The following is a 20,815-nucleotide window of genomic DNA, read 5'->3' on the forward strand; positions in this document are numbered from 1 at the left end:
GCGTCGCATTGCCCTACCGGAATCCAACTCGGGCAACGCTAGCGTGACTTGGGTCACATGCGGGATGGGGCGAACAGGGTCATTCGCCGTCGAGGCCGCGTTCGATCGCGTAACGCACCAGTTCCACCCGGTTGTGCAGCTGCAGCTTGCCCAGGGTGTTCTGCACGTGGTTCTGCACGGTGCGGTGCGAGATGACGAGCCGTTCGGCGATCTGCTTGTAGCTCAGGCCCTTCGCGACCAGCCGCAGCACCTCCGTCTCGCGCTCCGTCAGCCGCGGCGCCTCGGGCTCGTTCGCGGACGTGGGCACCGGGTCGGAGGCCAGCCGCCGGTACTCGCCCAGGACCAGGCCGGCCAGGCCAGGGGTGAAGACCGGGTCGCCGATCGCCGTCCTGCGGACCGCCTCCACCAGCTCGTCGCGGCCCGCGGACTTCAGCAGGTAGCCGGTGGCGCCGGACTTCACGGCCTCCAGCACGTCCTCGTGCTCGCCGCTCGCCGACAGGACCAGCACCCGCAGCGCGGGGTTGTCCGCGACCGCCTCTTTGCACACCTGGACGCCGGACATCCCCGGCAGGTTCAGGTCCAGCACGATGACCTCGGGCATCGCCGCCCGGGCCCGGCGGACGGCCTCGGGCCCGTCCCCCGCCGTCGCCACCACGTGGTAGCCGGCCTCCGAGAGGTCCCGGGCGACCGCGTCCCGCCACATCGGGTGGTCGTCGACCACCATCACCTTCACGGTGTGGTCCTGCTCGGGCTGGGTGTCCCCCGCCATGTGACTGCCTCTCGTCCGACCGAAATGCCTGGTGCCGGGCCCAACTCTACAAACGGGGCGGCACGGGTACCTCAGAGCGCGGGGCGAGCCTTGGGGAGGCGCAGTTCGACCTCGGCGCCCTGGCCCGGGATGGTGACAAGGGTGGCGGTGCCGCCGAGGTCGCGCAGCCGGCCGCGGATGGACTGGGCGACGCCGAGACGGCCCTCCTGTGCGGCGTCGGCGAGCCGGCCCTCCGGGATGCCGGGGCCGTCGTCGCGGACGCTGACGAGGATCTCGCCGGGCTCGTCCTCCAGCAGGATCCAGGCGTGGGCCCGGTCCCCCGCGTGCGTACGGACGTTGTCGAGGGCGGCGCCGACGGCGGCCGCGAGTTCGGCGGCGGCGTGCGCGTCGACCAGGACCGGGGTGCCCGGCGCCGAGATCGTCACCCGCGAGCTGCCGTAGGGCGTGAGCAGGGCCCGTAGGTCGCAAGGGCCGAGTGCCGCGTCCGAGGCCTCCCGGTCGGCCTCGGGGGCGCCGGTGCGCGAGCGCAGCGCCGCGAGCAGCCGGCCGCGGCGGACCGCGGCGGCGTTCTCGGAGGAGCGGGGGTCCGGGACGAAGCCGTCAGAGACCAGCGCCCGCAGCGCGGACTCCTGCTCGCCCGCCATCCTGCCGAGCGCCGCGGCCTCGCCGCCCGCCTCGCTGCCGCGCCGCTGGACCATGGCCAGTACCTGGAGCACGTTGTCGTGGATGTCGCGGGCGAGCCGCTCCCGCTCACGGGTGGCCGCCTCGATCTGCAGCGCGCGGGCGAGGGTCCGCTCACTGGCGCGGGCGACCTCGACCACGTAGCCGATGGCGATGCTCGCCACCCACACCAGCAGCACGTTGTGCAGGCTGTCGCGGGCGAAGGCGCCACGCTCGACGACGTTGGCGATGCCCACGAGCGTGGAGGCGACGGCCGCCCAGCGCCAGCCGCCCTTGATCGCGAAGGCGAGGACGGAGCCGGCCGTCCAGATGGACGGCAGCGTCGGACCGCCCTCGACGATCCGCAGATGCGTGTCGATGACGGGCGTGAGCAGTATCCCGGCCAGCGCGAGGGTGAGGTCGGCGACGAGGAAACGCTTGGTGCACCGCTCCGCGGAGCGCACCCGGCCCAGGGTGAGGAACGTCCAGACGGCCAGCACCGCCATGTACGCGGCGGCGGCCACCGGGTGGCGGTACTCCCCGTAGGCGTCGCCGAACAGCGCGAGCGCGTAGGCGAGGGTGAGCACCCGGTAGGCCGTCAGCGCACGCCACAGCGGCTGCTCGACGGACATCCGGACCGGTCTCGCCGGCATCCCCTCCCCCTCCCCCGAGGCCGAACCGGTTCCTAGGTCGCCGGCCCGTCCTTCTCCTGTGCGGCCTTCTCGGCCTTCTCCAGCTCGGCCTGCCGCTTCGTCTCCTCCGCGATCTGGCGCTTCGCGGCGGTGGCGTAGATGTCCACGTACTCCTGGCCGGACAGCTTCATGATCTCGTACATGACCTCGTCGGTCACCGAGCGCAGGATGAAGCGGTCGCCCTCCATGCCGTGGTAGCGGCTGAAGTCGAGCGGCTTGCCGATCCGGATGCCGGGACGCACCGAGACCTTGGGCAGCACCTTGCCGGGCGGCTGCACCTTCTCGGTGTCGATCATCGCGACGGGGATCACCGGCGCTCCGGAGGCCAGCGCCACCCGGGCCAGGCCGCCGGGCTTGCCCCGGTAGAGCCGGCCGTCGGGCGAGCGGGTGCCCTCGGGGTAGATGCCGAACAGCTCACCGCGTTCCAGCACCTGGATCCCGCTCTTGACCGCCGCCTCACCGGCGCCGCGCGCGCCGGAGCGGTCCACCGGGAGCTGGCCGACGCCCTTGAAGAACGCGGCCGTCAACTTCCCCTTCACGCCGGGGGAGGTGAAGTACTCCGCCTTGGCGATGAAGGTGACCGGCCGGTCGAGCATCGCGGGAAGGAAGAAGGAGTCCGAGAAGGAGAGGTGATTGCTGGCAAGGATCGCCGGCCCCTCCTTGGGGATGTTCTCGAGACCTTCCACCCAGGGGCGGAAGGCGAGCTTGAGCGGCGAGCCGATCGCGAGCTTCATCGCGCCGTAGAACAACCGAGGACCTCCTGTAGCTGACGCAAAGACCTTAACGCCAGTTCTGCCCCCGGCACTCCCCGCGTCCACGCGGCGGGGCTTACCGGGGGGTATGCGGGCCGCGTACGCTGAACTCCTGCCACCCTCCCCGCGGCGAACAGGAGTCCCACGGTGCCGCTCATTCCCGGAGCCGAGCCGTACAGCCACGACGGTGGCGAAGTCGGTGTCCTGCTCTGCCACGGATTCACCGGCACGCCGCAGTCCATGCGTCCTTGGGGCGAGTATCTGGCCGCCCGCGGCCTGACCGTCTCCGTGCCGCTGCTGCCGGGTCACGGCACCCGCTGGCAGGACATGCAGCAGACCGGCTGGCAGGACTGGTACGCCGAGGTCGACCGCGCGCTGCGCGAGTTGTCCGCGCGCTGCTCGCAGGTCTTCGTCTGCGGGCTGTCGATGGGCGGCGCCCTGACGCTGCGGCTCGCCGAGCGGCACGGGCACGCGATCACCGGCATCGTCCTGGTCAACCCCTCGGTCAAGGCCGACAGCCACCAGCTCAAGGCGGTTCCGGTGCTGCGCCATCTGGTGCCGTCGGTGCCGGGCATCACCAGCGACATCGCCAAGGAGGGCGGCGTCGAGATCGGCTACGACCGGACGCCGCTGCACGCCGTCCACTCGCTCAGCCGATTCTGGAAGCTCGTCAGAACCGGACTGCCGCAGGTCACCCAGCCGTTGCTGCTGCTGCACAGCCGGGTGGACCACGTGGTCCACCCGTCGAACACCGCGGTCGTCCTCAGCAAGGTCTCCTCCGGCGACGTGACGGAGACGGTGCTGGAGCGCAGCTACCACGTGGCGACGCTGGACCATGACGCGGAACAGATCTTCGAGGAGTCCTACGGATTCATCCGGCGCCTGGCGCCTGCGGTGGACAAGGAGGTGACCGCCAGTGGCTGAGCGCGAGGAGGAGCAGGTTCCGGACGAGACGGCTCCCGACGTCTCCGAGCCGGCCGTCGCGGACACCGCCGACGGGGCGGCCCGTCCGCCGCTGGACGAGGACGCCGCCTGGGCCGAGCTGGTCGCCGGCTTCGACGACGAGCCCGAGCCGGGCACCGGATCCTGGCCCGAGGCCGAGAACCTGTCGGCCGCCCGGCCCGGCGACGACGACGAGGACGCGGCCGGTCCGCCGACCCGCAGCATCGTGGTCCATCCGGTGATCCACGGGCCGCGCGACTACACGGCCGCCGAGGACGAGGACGAGGGCCACTACGTGCCGCCCGAGCCCCCGCCGCTTCCGCAGGCCGACGTCACGACGAAGTTCGCCTGGCTCGCCGTCCTGGGCGGGCCGCTGTTGCTGATCGTGTTCATCCTGCTCCGGCAGGAGATCACCTGGTGGGTCATGACGCTGGGCGTCGGCGGGTTCGTCGGCGGGTTCTGCACGCTCGTCACGCGGCTGCGCACGGGCGAGGACGACGACGAACTGCCGGGTGGCGGCGCGGTCGTCTGACCGGCGCCGCACGGAGCGTCAGCCGGTCGGGGCGGCCGGGATCCGGAAGGCGGCCAGCAGCGGCAGGTGGTCGGTCGCGGCGGACAGGTCGGCCGGATCGACGCCCGGCAGGCCGTTCGGCACGCCGCACCCGAGCACCTCGACGCCGTGCGTCGCGAAGATCGCGTCGATCCGCTGGTGGGGGTTGTCCGGCTCCGAGGTGTACTCGCCGCCCCACGGCTTGGTGGCCCAGGCGTCCTGGAGCTCGGCCGACAGCCGGCCGAACGCCCGGCCGTCCGGGTGGTCGTTGAGGTCGCCGCCGGCCACGGCATGCGGCTCGCCCATCTCCGCCAGCCGTTCCAGGAGCAGCGCGGACTGACCCTCGCGCTCTGCCGCGCTGAGGCTGAGGTGGCAGCTGACGACCGAGAGCCGGGCGCCGCCGATCCGTACGACGGCGGTGGCGAAGCCCCGCTGGTGTAGGCCGGGGGTACGCGGCAGCAGGACGTCCTCGGTGCGCTCGACATGGGCGCGCAGCGAGGAGAGAATCATCGGTCCCGCGGCGGTGGCGCCGCCGGTGACGGTGACCAGGTCGCACTCGTGGGCGAGCCAGGCGGTGGGCTTGCGCCAGCGGAAGAAGCGCGGCGCTTCCTGGAGGAGGACGAGGTCGGGGGCGCAGGCCCGGATCACCCGGGCGAGCGCCCCCCTGTCGTCCCGCATGGAGCGGATGTTGTAACTGAGCACGCGGACCACCGCCGAGTCACCGGGCGCGGTGGACGAGGGCGGCAGGTCCGCGAGCACGGTCGTCAGCCCTGCCGGGCCAGGTCGGCGGCGCCGACCAGTCCTGCCTTGCCACCGAGCTGCGCGGCGAGCACCTGGGCATGCGGCCGGTACTGGCCGCCCACCAGCCAGCGGCGGAAGGACTTGCGGATCGGGTCGAGCACCAGCTCGCCCTCGTCCGAGACCCCGCCGCCGACGATGAACGCCGACGGGTCGAAGAGCGAGGCCAGGTCGGCCAGGCCCGCGCCCGCCCAGCGGGCCAGCTCACGGAACGAGTCGATCGCTACCGCGTCACCGCCCCGCGCGGCCTCGCTGACGTGCTTGCCCTCGATGGTCTCGGGGGTGCCGTCGCCGAGCGAGAGCAGCAGTTCCGCGTTCTCGGGCGTCGCCGCCGCGCGCTGCTGCGCGTAGCGGACCAGAGCGCGCCCCGAGGCGTACTGCTCCCAGCAGCCCTGGCTGCCGCAGCCGCACAGCAGGCCGTCCGGCACCATCCGGACGTGGCCGAACTCGCCGGCCACACCGAACCGGCCGCGGTGCAGCTTGCCGCCGATGATGATGCCGCCGCCGAGGCCGGTGCCGAGGGTGATGCACACGACGTCGTCGTGACCCTGGCCCGCACCGAACTTGTATTCGCCCCACGCCGCCGCGTTCGCGTCGTTCTCGACGATGACGGGGAGGCCGACGCGCTGCTCGACCTTGTCCTTGAGCGCTTCGTGCCGCCAGTTGATGTTCGGCGCGAAGAGCACGGTGGCACGCTTGTCGTCCACGTAACCGGCCGCGCCGATGCCGACCGCTTCGACCTGGTGGTCGGTGCTGACGGTGCGCACCGCGTCCGCGATGGCGTCCACGACTGCCTCGGGGGTCGCCGGGGTCGGCACCTTGCACGTCTCAAGAATCGAGCCGTCCTCATCGACTACGCCGGCCGCGATCTTCGTGCCGCCGATGTCGACGCCGATGGTGAGTCCCATGTGTCCCTCAGTTTTCGGTCGATCCCCGCTTCAGCCAACCGTACCGGAGGGGAGGTCAGTCGAGGTCGATGTGCTCACTGGGTGAGCCGGTGGATGATGCGGGCGGGGTGTCGGAAGCGCGACGTCCGGCGGCGGTGTCTTTCGCGGTCCACCGGGTTTCGTGTCCCGCGACGACCGAGCGGTAGGCCGCGAGCAGCTCCACGCCGGCCGAGGAAAGGTGCTCGAAGACCTCGGGGTTGCGCTCACGGATGGGCTCGACCACCGACTTGACCTGCGAGATCACGTTCTGGGCGGCGAGGGTCACCGCCGGGTTGCGGAACTCGGCGAGCTTCTCGGTCACGGCCTCGGCGAGCCGTCGCAGCTCCTCCGTGGCGCTGCCGACGCCTTGTCCCGCCTGTTCACGCCGGCGGGCGTTCTCGGCGGCCGTGTCCTCGGCGCTGGCCTTGGCCCACGCGTCGGCGTCGGGCCGGTCGGTGGTCTCGCTCATGACGGTCTCCCTCGCGGCGCTCCGGGGTTGTTCTACCGACGGTACCCGAATGGACGCATTGCGTTCAGCGCGGCCAGAGGGCGGGGTCCGGCGCGAACCGGACTTCGAGCGCCCCGTCGCGCAGCCCCGCGCCGTCGACGGTGCAGCGCCGCAGGGCGGAGGGCAGCGGGAGGATCCGTCGGAAACCCGCCGCGTCGACCACGAGTTCGTCACCCCGCCGCACCAGTGCGAGACCCTCACGGGTGGCGCCGGGCAGCGGCAACCGCCAGCGGAAACGGCCCTCGTCGCCGAGTTGGTCGCTCACGCTCCACGGGTCGGCGGCGCGGCCGTCCGCCCCGGCCGGCCGCTCCGACGGGCCCGGCGGTACGGCGGCGAGCGCGGTGAGGTCGTCGGCGCCGTGCGGTTCCCTCCCCAGGTGCGGCAGTTCGTGGACCGCCGTGCCGGTTCCAGCCAATTCGGCGCGCAGCGCGGCGAGTTCCTTGCGCTGGGCGCCGGACAGCTCGGCGAGCCAGGGGTCGGGCGAGCCCTCCGGCAGCAGCCGGTTGGCGACCACGGCCTCCAGCCGGTGCCCGAAGAGCGCCAGTCCGGTGCGGGCCGTCCTGACCGCGTCGGCCGCCGCCCGTCCGGGCTCGACGACCAGCCGTACGGTCGTGCCCGCGTCCTCGATGACGGCCTGCGCGGCGGCGAGGTCGCGGTCGGCGCGCTCGGCGGCCTCGTAGGCCCACTGGGCCGGCATCGGCACGCCGGCCAACTGGGCGAGCACCGGGCGCAGCGCCCTGGCCGCCTGGCGCTGGACGGGGACGAGCCGCCGCAGGTAGCGGCGCAACTGCTCGGGGAGGGCGAGGGCGGCGAGCGCGGCCTGGGTGGCCGGCAGGTCGACGACGACCACGTCCCAGCCGGCGGATTCCTCGGCCGATTCGCGCAGCGCGCGCAGCAGGGCCTGCGAGTCCGCCCCGGGGAGCTCGGTGAGTTCCTCGGGGTCCAGCGGGTCGGCGCCCAGCAGGTCCAGGAGCGCGCCGAGCCGGGACTGGACCTCCCGGGCGTCGGCCCGGAACGTCGCCTGGGTGTCTATCCGGTGCGCGCGCAGGCCGGGAACGGTGGTGCCGTCCCCGTCGAGCACGCCGACCGGCGACGCACCGCGGTCCGTGGTCAGCAGCAGGGTGCGGGCGCCCTCCCGGGCGGCGCCGACCGCCGTGGCGGCGGCCACCGTGGTGCGTCCCGCACCACCGGGGCCGGTGACCAGGACCGTGCGCACGGCCCTCAGCTCTTGTCGGGCGGGCTGTCGGACGCGCCGGACTCGACGCGCTTCTTCAGTCCGGCCAGCGCGCGGTCGATGATGACCTTCTCGGCCTTGCGCTTGATCATGCCGAGCATCGGGATCTTGACGTCGACCGTCAGCTGGTACGTGACCTCGGTGCGCGCGCCGCCGTCCAGCGGGGCGACCGCGTACGAGCCGTCCAGGGTGCGGAGCATCTGGGACTTGACCAGCGACCAGTGGACCTCGCTGTCGCCGACCCAGCGGTAGGCGAGCGTGTGGTCGTCCTTGATCGCCCCGGCGTCCAGCAGCAGTCGCACCTGCTCGGCGCGGCCCCGGTCGTCGGCGGAGAGGATCTCCGCCTCCTTCACCTCACCCGTCCACTCCGGGTAGCGGTTGAAATCGGCGATGACGCCCATGACGTCCGCCGGTGCCGCCTCGATGGTGATGCTCGACTTGGTGTGTTCCGCCATCGCTGTGGCCCCTCCGGGACTTCGCGCCGTATGTCTGGGTCTGCTGGTGCAGGCTACCGCCTGCCGGTCGAACAGTTGTCACCACTCCAGGGCCCATGGCCTGCGGGTGGCGTTGAAGTGCCCGACGTTGACGCATTCCGTCCGGTCGATCCGCATCCGCGGGACCAGCGGCTGGTGCACGTGGCCGAAGAGCGCGTACTTGGGGCGGGTGGCGCGGATCGCGCCGAGCAGCGCCTCGCTGCCGCGTTCGAAGCGGCGGGCCACGGTGTCGTAGCAGAGCTCGGGAACCGCGGGCGGGATGTGCGAGCAGAGCACGTCGACCGGCCCGAGGGCGGCGACCTTCGCCGCGTACTCGGCGTCGTCGATCTCGTAGGGGGTGCGCATGGCCGTCCGCAGGCCGCCGCCGACGAAGCCGAAGACGAGGCCGCCGATCTCGGCGGTGGAGCCGTCCAGGATCGTGGTGCCCTCGGTGGCGTACTCGGACCACAGCGCCGGAATGTCGACATTGCCGTACGTGGCGTACGTCGGCGCCGGAAAGGCGGCGAACAGTTCGGCGTACTGCTTCCGTACGGCGGTCTCGATGGCGCCGCGCCGATCGATGCCCTCCCACAGCTCGCGGTCGAGGGCGCGGGCCTCCTCGAAGCGCCTGGCGGTCCGCAGCGCGACCATGCGGGAGGCGTTCCCGGCGCCGAACAGGTCGGGGAAGATCCCGCGGGAGTGATCGGCGTAGTCCAGGAAGAGCACGAGGTCGCCGAGGCAGATCAAGGCGTCCGCGCCCTCCCCCGCCCTGGCCAGGGCCTCCGCCGCGCCGTGCACATCACTCACCACATGGACCCGCATGGCCGTCACCCTATCGCCGGTTACCTGCGGGTTACCGAGCGCCTGGACTACTGTTCGCGGAGCGGTTCAGCCGCAGTCCTGGGTATGTGATGCATAAAACATCTGTACTGCACCCCTATCGCGAAAGCTTTACCGGTGGGTAACGTCCAGGCCGTCCAACTATCCCTCCGGGTGCGCCGTCGCGCCGATGAGGAGCACCAGCCTTGCGTGAGTTCAGCCTTCCGGCCCTTTACGAGGTCCCAGCGGACGGCAACCTGACGGATCTGATCCGCCGCAACGCCGCTCAGCACCCAGCTGTTCCGGTGATCGCCCGCAAGAACGCGGGCGGTGAGTGGCAGGACGTCACCGCCACCGACTTCCTCGCCGAGGTCAGAGCCACCGCCAAGGGGCTGATCGCGTCCGGTGTGCAGCCGGGCGACCGGGTCGCCCTGATGTCGCCCACCCGCTACGAGTGGACGCTCTTCGACTTCGCGATCTGGAGCGCCGGCGCCATCGCCGTGCCGGTCTACGAGACGTCCTCGCCCGAACAGGTCGAGTGGATCCTGGGTGACTCGGGCGCGGTCGCCTGCGTCGTCGAGTCCGGTGCCCACGAGGCCACCGTCGCCTCGGTGCACGACCGCCTCCCTGAGCTCAAGCACGTCTGGCGGATCGACGCCGGCGCCGTGGAGCACCTGGTCTCCGTCGGCAGCGACATCTCCGACAAGGTGGTGGACGAGCGCGGGGCGACCGCCGTCGCGGACTCCCCCGCCACGATCGTGTACACCTCGGGGACCACCGGCCGCCCCAAGGGCTGTGTACTGAGCCACCGGGCCTTCTTCGCCGAGTGCGGCAACGTGGTGGAACGCCTCGCCCCGCTGTTCAGGACCGGCGAGTCCTCGGTGCTGCTCTTCCTGCCGCTCGCGCACGTCTTCGGCCGGCTGGTCGAGGTGGCGAGCGTGATGGCCCCGATCAAACTCGGGCACGTCAGCGACATCAAGCACCTCACCGACGAGCTGGCGGCCTTCCGGCCGACGATGATCCTCGGCGTCCCCCGGGTCTTCGAGAAGGTCTACAACTCGGCGCGGGCCAAGGCGCAGGCCGACGGCAAGGGCAAGATCTTCGACAAGGCGGCCGACGCCGCGATCGCGTACAGCCGGGCGCTGGACTCCCCCGGCGGCCCGTCGGTCGGCGTGAAGTTCAAGCACAAGGTCTTCGACCGGCTGGTCTACAGCAAGCTGCGCGCCGTCCTCGGCGGCCGCGCCACGCACGCCATCTCGGGCGGCGCCCCGCTGGGCGAGCGGCTCGGGCACTTCTACCGGGGCATCGGTTTCACGGTCCTGGAGGGGTACGGCCTCACCGAGTCCTGTGCGGCCACCGCGTTCAACCCCTGGGACCGCACGAAGATCGGCACGGTCGGCCAGCCGTTGCCGGGCTCGACGGTGCGCATCGCCGACGACGGCGAGGTGCTGCTGCACGGCGAGCACCTGTTCTCCGGCTACTGGAACAACGAGACGGCCACCGCCGACGCGGTCTCCGACGGCTGGTTCCACACCGGTGACCTGGGCACGGTCGACGAGGACGGCTACCTGTCCATCACCGGCCGCAAGAAGGAGATCATCGTCACGGCCGGTGGCAAGAACGTCGCTCCCGCCGTGATCGAGGACCGCATCAGGGCCGACGCGCTGATCGCCGAGTGCATGGTGGTCGGCGACGGCAAGCCGTTCATCGCCGCGCTCGTCACCCTGGACGAGGAGTTCCTGCCCCGCTGGGCGGAGCAGCACGGCAAGGCCGGCCGCAGCGTGGCAGAGCTGGCCACGGACCCGGAGCTGCTGGCCGCCGTGCAGCACGCCGTGGACCAGGGCAACGCGGCCGTCTCCAAGGCCGAGTCGGTGCGCAAGTTCCAGATCCTGCCGCACCAGTTCACCGAGGAGTCCGGTCACGTGACGCCGTCGCTGAAGCTGAAGCGCAACGTCGTCATGAAGGACTTCGCGAGCGAGATCGAAGCGCTCTACCAGCGCTGAGCGCGGGTACAACGAAAAGCGGCTCCCCCGGACCCGGTCCGGGGGAGCCGCATCGTTTCCGGCACCGCTACAGCAGTGACTTCAGGCGTTCCGCCAGCAGGTCCCAGCGCCACGCCTCCTCGACCCAGCCCCGGCCCCGCTCGCCCATGCGCCGGCGCAGTTCCGGGTCGCCCAGAAGGGTGACGATCCGGTCCGCCGCCTGGGCGGGAGAACCCCCGGGCACCACCCAGCCGGTCTCGCCGTCCAGCACCGCGTCCGGGGCGCCGCCCGAATCCCCCGCCACCACCGGCAGCCCCGTCGCCGAGGCCTCCAGGTAGACGATCCCCAGCCCCTCGACGTCGAGCCCGCCGCGGCGGGTCCTGCACGGCATGGCGAAGACGTCGCCCGCGCCGTAGTGGGCGGGCAGTTCCTCCCAGGGCACCGGTCCGGTGAAGCGCACGGAGTGGGTGACGCCGGTCCGCGCCGCGAGTTCCGCCAGGTCCTCGGCATACGGTCCGCCGCCGACCACCAGCAGCACCGCGTCCGGCACGGCGGCCAGGATCCGCGGCATCGCCAGGATCAGGGTGTCCTGCCCCTTGCGCGGCACCAGCCGCGAGACGCACACCACCACCGGCCGGTCGGCGAGGCCGAGCGCGGACCGTACCGCCGCGCCGCCCGAGGCCGGGTGGAACGTCTTCTCGTCGACCCCGGGCGGCAGGTGCACCATCCGCGCCACCGCCTCGGGGGTGAGCGCCCGCGCGATCCGCGACCGCGTGTACTCACCCAGATAGGTGATCGTGTCCGTGCCCTCGCCGATCCGGCGCAGCAGTTGCCGGCTCGCCGGCAGCTGCGCCCAGGCCGCCTCGTGGCCGTGCGTGGTGGCGACCAGTCGGCGTGCGCCCGCCCGGCGCAGCGCGGGGGCCATCAGCCCCAGCGGGGCCGCCGCCCCGAACCACACCGACGAGCAGCCGTGCTCGCGCAGCAGTCCGGCCGCGCGCCGGGTCACGCCGGGGGTGGGCAGCAGCATCGTCGTCCGATCGCGGATCACCGGGAACGGCTGCTCGGCGTCGAAGTGCTCGACCTCACCGCCGTCCGGCCCCTTCCACGTCGAGGCGTACACGACCACCTGTCCGGGATCCAGCCGCAGCGCCATGCTGTGCACGAAGGACTGGATGCCGCCGGGGCCGGGGCGGGAAGTCATTGGTGACGATCAAGGTCTTGTCCATCGCCGCCGAGGGTAGCCGACCGGGGCCCGGCAGACCCGCGTCCCCGGCCGCGGTCCCGATCAGGGTCCCGGTCAGGGTCCTGGTCAGAGTCCCGGTCAGGGGCGGACTTCGGGTTCTTTCACCGGCACGCTGTCGTCGCCGGGCACGTGCGCGCCGGGTACCGGGCGGCCGGCGTCGGTCCGGTGCAGCAGGACGGCGCTGTCCTTCGCCCACAGCACGGTGTAGCCGCTGTCGAGCAGCAGCAGGACACGGTCGCGCTGGTCGTCGGCGGTCGTGAAGGGGAACACCTTCTGCGCGGTCTGGATCAGGACGTACTCGGCCTCGCGCGGGGTGGCGTCCGCGATGACGACCCTGGTGCGCCGGGTCAGCCGGGGCGCGGCGTTGTTGTCGGCCTCGACGGTGGCTCCCGTCGGGACCAGCCGCACGCCCTCCGCGAGGGCCCGTTCCGCGGCGTTGGGCGTCCAGGCGGACGGCAGCAGCAGCTGGCCCAGACCGCAGGCGGCGGAGAGCAGCAACGAGCAGGCCACCGCCCCCAGCGTCCACCGCCCGACCGGCCGCGCGGGGTGCCGGTGGTGCAGCCGGGCCGCGGTCTCCACCGCCGCCACCAGCAGGACCGGCCACAGGAAGGCGTCGTAGTGGTGGGTGGTGGCCCAGTGGCTGGGGTTGTCGGAGAAGAGCCGCTCGGCGAGCAGCGGGAGGGCGCACCACGAGGTGGCGGACCCGAGCGGCAGCAGGAGTAGCGATCCCAGCAGCCACAGCAGCAGGACCACCTTCTCCGGGCGGTCGATGCCCGCCCCGAACGCCATGACCGGATCGGTCAGGAAGCGCATCGCCACCGATCCCATGTCCGGGCCGAGGGCGCCGTAGTTCCAGTAGTAGCCGGGCACCCCGCCCATCGCCGGGATCAGCACCCGGATCGCGAGCAGCGCCGCCACCGGCCCCAGCACGAACAGCGTGAGCCCGGTACGCACCGCGGGCCGGTCCCCCGCCCGTCGGCCGCGGCCGGCGAGGACGGCCCCGTACGCCGCCGCGAGCAGCCCCAGGTCCTCCTTGACGCAGCACAGCAGGACGGCGCAGAGCAGCACGGCGCCGTAGCGTCGGGCCAGCCCGCGCTCCAGCATCAGCAGGGTCAGCGGGACGGCGAAGGCGACCTCGTGGAAGCCCACCCCCGACGCGCGCAGCAGCGGCCAGCCCAGACCGTAGGCCAGGCCGCTCAGGTCGGCGGCCCGGCGGGCGGCGGCGGGGGGCGCCTGCGCGAAGCAGTGCCGTGCGATGCGCCGCACGATCGGCACACCCGCCGCGAAGAGCGCCGCCTGGGCGCCGATCAGCATGCGGGGGTCGTCCCACACCCAGTACAGCGGGGCGAGGAGGACGAGGATCGGCGAGAAGTGGTCGCCGAGCAGGGAGAAGCCGGGCGGGAACTCGTGGTGGTAGTTCTTGATCGTCGAGCGCGGCAGATGGAAGTGCGCGTACTCGCGGACGGCCTGGTCGAATATCCCGAGGTCGAATCCGCCGATCCGGACGGTCGCCCACTGCTGCAGCCCCACGGCCAGCACGGCGGCGAAGCACAGCACGGTCAGGGCGACCGTACGTATTCGGTCCCGGCGCCGCGCGACCGGCGCGGTCACCGCGCTCTCGCGCAAAGACTGCGTTTCGACGAGCTGTGCCACCGTTCGACGCCCTCCCTCGTGAACGAGCCTTCACCCTACTGGCCTACCCCGTCGCGCCGCTGGACCTCTCGCTCGCTCCCGTCGAGCGCGCCCAGGAGCGCGCCGCGGCGATCCGCTCGGCCGTCGTCGGGTGGGTACCGAAGAGCACGTGCAGCGGCCGCGGCGGCCGCGGGTCCGCGATGTTCGCCACGGCCAGCCGGCGCTGCATCGCGATGAAGGCCGCCGGCTCCCCCGTCAGCCGCAGCGCGTGCGCGTCCGCCCGCCGCTCCGTCCGCCGGCTCAGCGCGCACGCGAACGGCCCCGTCACCGTGGAGCCGACCGCGGCCACCGCGGCGAGGAGCGTCATCGAGCGCGGGTCGGAGAAGTGGTCGACGCCCGCCGCGTCGAGCAGCGGCCGCCAGGTCAGCACCGCGGCCAGCAGGCACACACCCGCCGCCGCCCCCAGCGCGCCGAACGCCGTGCCCCGCGCCACGTCGCGGTGCTTCACATGGCCCAGCTCGTGCGCCACCACCTGCGCGACCTCGGCCGGCTCCGCGGTCGTCAGGAGCGTGTCGTACGCGACGATCCGCCGCGTCCGGCCGAAACCGGAGACGTACGCGTTGAGGGCGGTGGTGCGCCGGGAGGCGTCGGCGACGAGGACGTCGCGGACGGCGATCCCGTCGCGCGCCGCCAGACCGAGGAGCGCATCCCGCAGGGCGCCCGGTTCCATCGGGGTGAAGCGGTTGAAGAGCGGTTCGAGGACGACCGGCGCCAGCCAGGAGAGCAGCACCGTGACGACGGCCGCGCCGAGCGCCGTCCAGGCCCACCACCGCGAGGTGGTCCCGGCGAGCGCGTACACGGCGAACAGCGCGCCGAGCGCGAGCGGTACGGAGACGAGCAGCCCGCGCAGGACGTCCACCGCCCAGCCGCCCCAGCCCTGGGTGACGAGCCCGAACCGGGTGCGCACGATCCGCACCCGGGCGGCGAAGGGCAGCGCGACGAGCTGTCGCAGCAGCACCAGCGCGAGCCCGCCGCCGACGATCCGGGCGGCCCACGCGTCGCCGAAGAGACCGACCAGGGCGGCGCCGGCCGGGGTGAGCCCGAGGGCGAGCAGCAGCAGGAGGGAGGCGAACCGACCCGCAAGGACGGGCGGCCACTGCCCGCGCCGCAGGGCGCGCCCCCGCTCGACCTCCTCGGGGGTGAAGTCCTCCGCGTCCCGCGCATCGCCGGTGATCATGCCAACTCCCGCTGTACGTAGGCGCGCCAGCGCGCGGTGAAGTCGTCGAGGCCGATCCCGAGGACCGCGCGCAGGTGCGTGTCGAGGGAGCCACCGGTGGCGGCCGCCCGGTAGAGGGCGGTGAGTTTCGCGTCGCCCCACTCACCGGCGACCATCCGGCACGCGAGCCAGGCCCCTTCGTACGACTGGGCGAGACCGCCGGCCGTCGTGGTGAAGCCGGCGGCGGACGGCAGGCTCCGCGGGGCCGTGCCCGCGGCCACGTCACGGCTCAGTTCGGGCGCGGCCTGGCGCGCGGTGCGGCCGGTACCGCTGTAGCCCACCCAGTCGGCGAAGCCCTCGGAGAGCCACAGCGGGGTGGTCGCGGTGGTGGCGGCGCGGGTCGCGACATGCGTCGTCTCGTGGGTGATCACGACCTGGCGGCCGAGCGCGGAAAGCTCCCCGAACGCCTCGGGGTTGATGATCACGCGGTCGGCCGGCGCTCCGGCGGTACCGCCGAGCTCGCCGGTGGTGACGGCGGCGATGCCGGCGTAGGTGTCGGGAACCGCGTGCAGCAGCGCGGCCATCCGCGCCGACGAGGACGGCACCTCGACGACGACCCGTCCGCTCCAGCCGTCCCCCCAGGCCCGCCGCACGGCCGGGACCGCGCGGTCGGCGGCGTCGGCGTAGCCCCGCAGCGCCTCGGGGCCCTCCGTCCCGAGGACGAGGCTGTGGGCTCCGCGCACCACCCGCACCGGGCCCTGGTCCCACAACTGCTGGGCGTCGTGCCGGTCCCCGGCGACGTACCAGCGACCGTCGTGCCGGGCGAGCGTCAGGTCGGCGTCCGAGGTGACGGGCGTGGTGTCGTACCCGGTCAACCGGTAGCCCACCCGCACTTGCGCCGAAGCCCCGGCACCCGCACCGTCGGGGCCGACCCGCACCACCCGGTACGTCCAGGCGTCGAGCGGCACCGCCGCCAGGTTCCGGAACACCTGCCGCTGCCGTTCCCGGAAGCCCGGGTCGACGTCGGCGAGGAACGCCGTCTCGTCGTGCCGCAGCAGCGCCGCCGCGTGCCGGTCGAGCACCGACTGGACGGCGGGCACGGCGGGCAGGGCCCCGGCGTCGGCCGCCCGGGGATCCGTCCCGCTGCAGCCCGCGAGCAGCGCCGGCACGGCGAGCACCGCCGCGCACCACGGCGCGGCGGTCCGGGGTCGCGTGCGAGCTGCCGGCATACGCCCGATCGTACGGGCGCCGCGGCGGCCGTCGGCTCAGGGGCGGGTGACCGCGGAGATCGGCATCATGTCGACCGGGTCGTACCGCACCCGGGCGCCCGGGTACGGCGCGTGCACCACCCGGCCGCCGCCGACGTACATCCCCACATGGCTCGCGTTGTCCCGGTAGATCACCAGGTCACCGGGGCGGGCCTGGTCGAGCGGCACCTGCCGGCCCGCGTGCTTCTGCTCCTGCGAGGTCCGCGGCAGGGACACCCCGGCCCTCCGGTAGGAGTACTGCATGAGGCCGGAGCAGTCGAAGGACGCCGGCCCCGTGCCGCCCCACACGTACGGCGAGCCGATCGCGGCCCGCGCGGCGGCCACGGCCATCGCGGCGCGGGACGAGGAGGCCGGCAGGTCCGGGAGGTCGGGCGCGGAACGGCCGGAGCGCGAGGCCCGGTCGTCCAGGCCGCGGACGAATCCGGCCCGCTGCCCGGCTGGAATGCCGTTGAGGAGCCGCTGCGCCGCGTTGAGTTTGGCCTGCACGCTGCGCTTGCGGTCCTTCATCGTGGACCTGGCGCGTTCCAGGTCGGCGAGTTTGGCCGCGGCCATCGAGCGCTTCTGCTCCAGCGAGCGCTGCGCTTCCTGCAGTTCCGCGAGGCTGGTGGCCTGATGGGCGCTGATCCGGTCGAGTGCCTCGGCCCGGCCCAGATAGCTGTCGGGGTCGGCGGAGAGCAGGAGCGCCATCGTCGGGTCGATGCCACCGCCGCGGTACTGGGCTCCGGCGATCGCGCCGACATCGTCCCGCATCCGGTTGACGCGCTCCTGACCCCTGGCGGCCTGGTCCTGCAGGGAGCTCACCTCGTGCCGCAGCCGGGTGGCGTGCTCCTGCGCGGCGTTGTACTCCTCCGTGGCCTGCTCGGCCTGCTGGTAGAGCTGTCCCACCCGCGAGGACGCGTCGGGTGCGGGGCCCGCCGGATCGGCGGCCGCCACCTGGGCCGCCGCGCCTCCGGACAGCGCTGCCGCGGCGGCCGCCGCGGACAGCACGGTGACGCGGGAGGTCCGGGTGGAGCCGGGCTGCGGGAACCGTCGATGTGTCGCCACGGCTGAGACAGTAACCAGACGGTCACGCCGAGTTCAAAGGCCGCGCGGCCCCGCGGACCGGGCGTCCGTGCCGATGCCCAGGTCACTGCCGCCCGGCCGTCAGCGAGGACGATCCGATATCACTCGAATGAACCACGGCGCCGGCCTCCGGGAGCGCCGTGAAGCGGAAACGGATCCGGCCCCGACGACCGTCGGGACCGGATCCGTGACGCGGAACAGGATCGGATCAGATCCGGACGCCGAACTGGAAGGGCATGTTGCCGATCGCCTCGTAGCGCACGAACGCGCCCGGCTTCGGCGCGTGCAGCACCATGCCGTTGCCGGCGTAGAAGCCGACGTGGTGGCGGTCGCCGAAGAAGATGACCAGGTCGCCGGGGGCCAGCTGGCTCCTCGTCAGGTGGGTGCCGGCGTTGGCCTGGTCCTGGGACATACGGGGCAGGTTGACGCCGGCCTGCGCGTAGGACCACATGGTGAGGCCGGAGCAGTCGAAGCTGCTGGGACCGGTCGCGGACCAGCGGTACGGCATGCCGATCCTGGTCTTCGCGGCGGCGAGCGCGGCGGCGGCCCGCTGGGAGGGCGCGGGAATGTCGCCCAGGTTGGGCCGCTCGTCGCCGCGGCTCGCGCGGGACTCCTGGTTCGAAATCGCGGCGCGCAGCTGCGCGGTCAGCGAGTTGAGCAGTTTCTGCGCGTCGGCGAGCTTGCCCTGGGCCGCGTCCTTCTGCTTGCCGAGCTCGGTGCGGGTGCTCTCCAGCGCGGCCATCTTCGTGGTGGCCTCGGACGCGCTGCTGGTCCAGGGTGCGCTTGACTTCTTGGATCTGCTTGAGCGACTCGGCCTGCTGGGAGCTCAACTGGTCCATCGTGGACGCCTTGGACAGGTAGGTGTCCGGGTCCGTCGACAGCAGGAGCTGCAGCGTCGGGTCGATGCCGCCGTTGCGGTACTGGGCGCTCGCCATCGCGCCGAGGCCGTCGCGGAGGGTGTTGAGCGTTGCCTGCTCCCGCGCCACGCGGTCCTGGAGCTCGCCGACCTCCTTCTGCAGCTTGCCCTGCGCCTCCTTGGCGCCGTTGTACTTCTCGCCGGCCTGCTCGGCCTCGTCGTACAACTTGTCGACCTGGGACTTGACGTCCTTGATGTCGGGCTTGGCGGGAGCGGCGTGCGCGGCCTGGGACGTGAGGGCGACGGCTGCGGCAGCGGTGGCGGTGAGGATCGTCACCCGCGTGCGGCTTGTCGGCTTGGGACGACGGTGGGACGCCACGAAGGCGAGCTCCTTCTTCCTTCAGCCGCGCCTACCCGGTTGGTCGGCGGTCCCCCCTGCGCCAGGTCGTTCGGCCGCGGTTCCCACAGGTTTCGTGGGGCGGCTTGATCAACGGTGCGGAGGTTCGAGCCCCGACCTTAGTGACCTTCCTGTGATCGGTTCAAATCCTTGTAGGTAAAACTTCGATCGATACACGTTTTCTTTACGAAGATCGAACGGGCAGTAGTGGTCGTCTGACGCTGAGTTGACCACGGACCCCCGCGAACACCCACGGCGGCCGAAACTCAGCCGCGCGCCAGCCGCTTGAGGAGCAGCGTCGAAGCGACGGGCCGCGCACCGGCCTTGGCGACGCCGTCGGCCACCTCGCGGTCTGCGGAGACCACCACGACGACCCGCCCCGGCGGTTCGGCCCGCACCAGGCGGCGGATCAACTCGTCGGCCGTCTCCCCCGCCCTGCTGAACATCACCCGCACCCCGCGCGGCGGCGCCAGCAGTACCGGCGCGTCCAGGTCGGCTCCGTCGAAGACGCAGGTGACCTCGGCGCCGCTCTGCGCGGCCAGCACCGCGAGACCGCCGAGCAGCCGCAGCCGCTGCTTCTCCAACGGCAGGGACGGATAACCGGTCTTGGTGACGTTGTAGCCGTCGATCACCAGATGCGCCTGCGGAAGCGCCAGCAACTGGTCGAGCAGGGCCGGGTCGTTCTCGGACAGGGCGCGCTGCGCGATGTCCTTGGGGCTGATCGTGCCGGGCGCGACCGCTTCCACGGTGTCGGCCGGCCGAACGCCCATGGTGTCGCGCGGTGGCAGCGCCAGCTCGCGGCGCAACCCGGTGGCCGCGTCCAGCACGGTGTCCAGCAGCAGCCGCAGCCGCACGCCCTCGGCGCTGCGGCCCTCGCGCACGGACCTGCGCCCCGCCTCGACGGCGGCCTCGGCCTCGGTGACCCGGGTCCTGAGCCGGCGCGCCTCGTTGTCGGCGGCGGCCTTGTCCGCGGCGGCGGCGGCCCGGACCTCCTCCAGCTCGGTCTCCACCTTGCGCAGTGCCGCCTCGGCGCGCTTCATGTCGCTGACCGCGCTGCGCAGCCTGCGCTGCGTCGTGTCGATCTCCTTGCGGGCCGTTTCCAGCTCGGCGCGGCCGCGGGCGGCCTCGTCACGGGCCTGGAGCTGGAACTCGGCCAGCTCGTCCCTGAGCTGCTGCAGTTCGCGGGTGCTCTCCCCGTCGGCCCGTTCGGCCAGCGCGCGCTGCGCCTCCTCGCCCGCGGTCGCGACGATCTTGGCCCAGCCGGCCGGGCGCAGCAGATAGGCGGCCGCGGCCACGTCCAGCGGGTCCGCGGCGGGCGGCGGGGTGCCCGCCTCCAGCGCCTCGGCCAGCTCCGGCTGGGACTCGCGCAGCCGGGCGGCGATCTTCTGCCGGAAGGCGGGGTCGGTCTCCAGCGCGGTGGCCAGCGCGGTCGCCGCGAACTTCGCGCGCCGGGACGGGGTGAAACGGGCGTAGGGCCGCAGGGGGGCCGGCAGCTCGGCGAGCGTGAGGCCGCCGAAGGCATCAGCGGCTATCGTCACGACCCGGTGCCGCACGCCTTCGGGCAGCGGTCGGTCCAGGGCCGGCTCGGCCGCCTCGTCGGCGCCGCTGCTCTCGGCCTGCGGGTGCCCGCCGGTCCCATCCACCAGTCGCTCCTGTCCAGTGCTGTCGGCGCCTCCCCGGCCCCCTTCGATCCCTCTGGCCGCCGCCGTGCAAGTCCATTGTCGCCGTACAGGGTCAACCCTGCGTCGAATCCGCTTCCGCTTCCGTGCCCGTTTCGGCGTCCTTCGCGGCGGCCGTACCGGGGCGGTCGACCAACTCGACCCGGTCGGCCGCGTTGCACCAGCGGCAGCGCACCGACTCCACGGTCTCGCTGAGTACCTCGGTCTCCTCGACCTTCGCCTCGCCGGCGAGGTCGAGGTGGACGTACTCGACGACCTTCGTCGAACGCGTGACATCGAACCGGGTCAGATTGCCGCACAGCGTGCAGCGCCACCGGGTCGTCGCGGTCGGCAGGGGAACCGGCATCGGGCGGACAC

Annotated in this window: 18 protein-coding genes and 2 pseudogenes; 3 read left to right on the forward strand and 17 right to left on the reverse strand. The window is 72.9% G+C overall.

Annotated elements, in window-relative coordinates:
* Window positions 1-79 precede the first annotated feature (79 nt).
* From M2266_RS09590 to M2266_RS09600, 3 genes are all read right to left on the reverse strand, one after another.
* Window positions 80-769: a response regulator transcription factor gene (locus M2266_RS09590; RefSeq protein WP_277437788.1), complete on the reverse strand. Its 690-nt coding sequence runs from the start codon at window positions 767-769 to the stop codon at window positions 80-82.
* A gap of 71 nt (window positions 770-840) precedes the next feature.
* Window positions 841-2,082, reverse strand: a complete 1,242-nt coding sequence (locus tag M2266_RS09595; RefSeq protein WP_277437789.1) for a DUF5931 domain-containing protein — start codon at window positions 2,080-2,082, stop codon at window positions 841-843.
* A gap of 32 nt (window positions 2,083-2,114) precedes the next feature.
* Complete coding sequence (locus M2266_RS09600) at window positions 2,115-2,870, reverse strand: lysophospholipid acyltransferase family protein (protein WP_277437790.1); 756 nt, start codon at window positions 2,868-2,870, stop codon at window positions 2,115-2,117.
* Window positions 2,871-3,020: 150 nt separating this feature from the next.
* On the opposite strand from M2266_RS09600, the gene M2266_RS09605 reads away from it, so the two are divergent.
* Window positions 3,021-3,797: an alpha/beta fold hydrolase gene (locus M2266_RS09605; RefSeq protein ID WP_277437791.1), complete on the forward strand. Its 777-nt coding sequence runs from the start codon at window positions 3,021-3,023 to the stop codon at window positions 3,795-3,797.
* A complete protein-coding gene (locus tag M2266_RS09610) occupies window positions 3,790-4,347 on the forward strand; it encodes a hypothetical protein (protein WP_277437792.1) in 558 nt (185 codons plus the stop codon). Before M2266_RS09605 ends, M2266_RS09610 begins: the two co-directional genes overlap by 8 nt.
* Before the next feature lie 18 nt (window positions 4,348-4,365).
* On the opposite strand, the gene M2266_RS09615 is transcribed toward M2266_RS09610, so the two are convergent.
* The 6 genes from M2266_RS09615 to M2266_RS09640 form a co-directional block, all read right to left on the reverse strand.
* A complete protein-coding gene (locus tag M2266_RS09615; RefSeq protein WP_277441133.1) occupies window positions 4,366-5,133 on the reverse strand; it encodes an endonuclease/exonuclease/phosphatase family protein in 768 nt (255 codons plus the stop codon).
* Window positions 5,130-6,071: an ROK family glucokinase gene (locus M2266_RS09620; RefSeq protein ID WP_277437793.1), complete on the reverse strand. Its 942-nt coding sequence runs from the start codon at window positions 6,069-6,071 to the stop codon at window positions 5,130-5,132. Before M2266_RS09620 ends, M2266_RS09615 begins: the two co-directional genes overlap by 4 nt.
* A 55-nt stretch (window positions 6,072-6,126) precedes the next feature.
* Complete coding sequence (locus M2266_RS09625) at window positions 6,127-6,558, reverse strand: DUF5304 domain-containing protein (RefSeq protein ID WP_277437794.1); 432 nt, start codon at window positions 6,556-6,558, stop codon at window positions 6,127-6,129.
* 64 nt (window positions 6,559-6,622) lie between these two features.
* Window positions 6,623-7,813, reverse strand: a complete 1,191-nt coding sequence (locus M2266_RS09630; protein ID WP_277437795.1) for an ArsA-related P-loop ATPase — start codon at window positions 7,811-7,813, stop codon at window positions 6,623-6,625.
* Window positions 7,814-7,818: 5 nt separating this feature from the next.
* A complete protein-coding gene (locus tag M2266_RS09635; protein ID WP_277437796.1) occupies window positions 7,819-8,286 on the reverse strand; it encodes an SRPBCC family protein in 468 nt (155 codons plus the stop codon).
* Window positions 8,287-8,364: 78 nt separating this feature from the next.
* Window positions 8,365-9,126 carry a metallophosphoesterase gene (locus M2266_RS09640; protein ID WP_277437797.1) on the reverse strand — a complete coding sequence of 254 codons (762 nt, stop codon included), beginning with the start codon at window positions 9,124-9,126 and terminating at the stop codon, window positions 8,365-8,367.
* A gap of 203 nt (window positions 9,127-9,329) precedes the next feature.
* Here M2266_RS09640 and M2266_RS09645 point away from each other — a divergent pair, with 203 nt between their 5' ends.
* Entirely contained in the window at window positions 9,330-11,126 is a 1,797-nt protein-coding gene (locus M2266_RS09645; RefSeq protein WP_277437798.1) for an AMP-dependent synthetase/ligase, read from the forward strand.
* Window positions 11,127-11,193: 67 nt separating this feature from the next.
* Here M2266_RS09645 and M2266_RS09650 read toward each other — a convergent pair.
* The 8 genes and pseudogenes from M2266_RS09650 to M2266_RS09685 form a co-directional block, all read right to left on the reverse strand.
* Window positions 11,194-12,331: pseudogene (locus tag M2266_RS09650) on the reverse strand (glycosyltransferase family 4 protein).
* A 95-nt stretch (window positions 12,332-12,426) separates the two neighbouring features.
* Complete coding sequence (locus M2266_RS09655) at window positions 12,427-14,001, reverse strand: DUF2079 domain-containing protein (RefSeq protein WP_277437799.1); 1,575 nt, start codon at window positions 13,999-14,001, stop codon at window positions 12,427-12,429.
* 43 nt (window positions 14,002-14,044) lie between these two features.
* A complete protein-coding gene (locus M2266_RS09660) occupies window positions 14,045-15,217 on the reverse strand; it encodes a M48 family metallopeptidase (protein ID WP_277437800.1) in 1,173 nt (390 codons plus the stop codon).
* Window positions 15,214-16,425, reverse strand: a complete 1,212-nt coding sequence (locus M2266_RS09665; protein WP_277437801.1) for a hypothetical protein — start codon at window positions 16,423-16,425, stop codon at window positions 15,214-15,216. Before M2266_RS09665 ends, M2266_RS09660 begins: the two co-directional genes overlap by 4 nt.
* Window positions 16,426-16,461: 36 nt before the next feature.
* Entirely contained in the window at window positions 16,462-17,508 is a 1,047-nt protein-coding gene (locus tag M2266_RS09670) for an NlpC/P60 family protein (protein WP_277437802.1), read from the reverse strand.
* Window positions 17,509-17,734: 226 nt separating this feature from the next.
* Window positions 17,735-18,761, reverse strand: a pseudogene (locus tag M2266_RS09675) (NlpC/P60 family protein).
* Between the two features lie 284 nt (window positions 18,762-19,045).
* Window positions 19,046-20,422, reverse strand: coding sequence for an NYN domain-containing protein (locus tag M2266_RS09680; protein ID WP_277437803.1), 1,377 nt, complete (start codon window positions 20,420-20,422; stop codon window positions 19,046-19,048).
* 91 nt (window positions 20,423-20,513) lie between these two features.
* Window positions 20,514-20,804, reverse strand: a complete 291-nt coding sequence (locus M2266_RS09685) for a hypothetical protein (protein ID WP_277437804.1) — start codon at window positions 20,802-20,804, stop codon at window positions 20,514-20,516.
* Window positions 20,805-20,815 lie beyond the last annotated feature (11 nt).

This window comes from Streptomyces sp. SPB162 (assembly GCF_029504575.1).
Classification (GTDB): domain Bacteria; phylum Actinomycetota; class Actinomycetes; order Streptomycetales; family Streptomycetaceae; genus Actinacidiphila.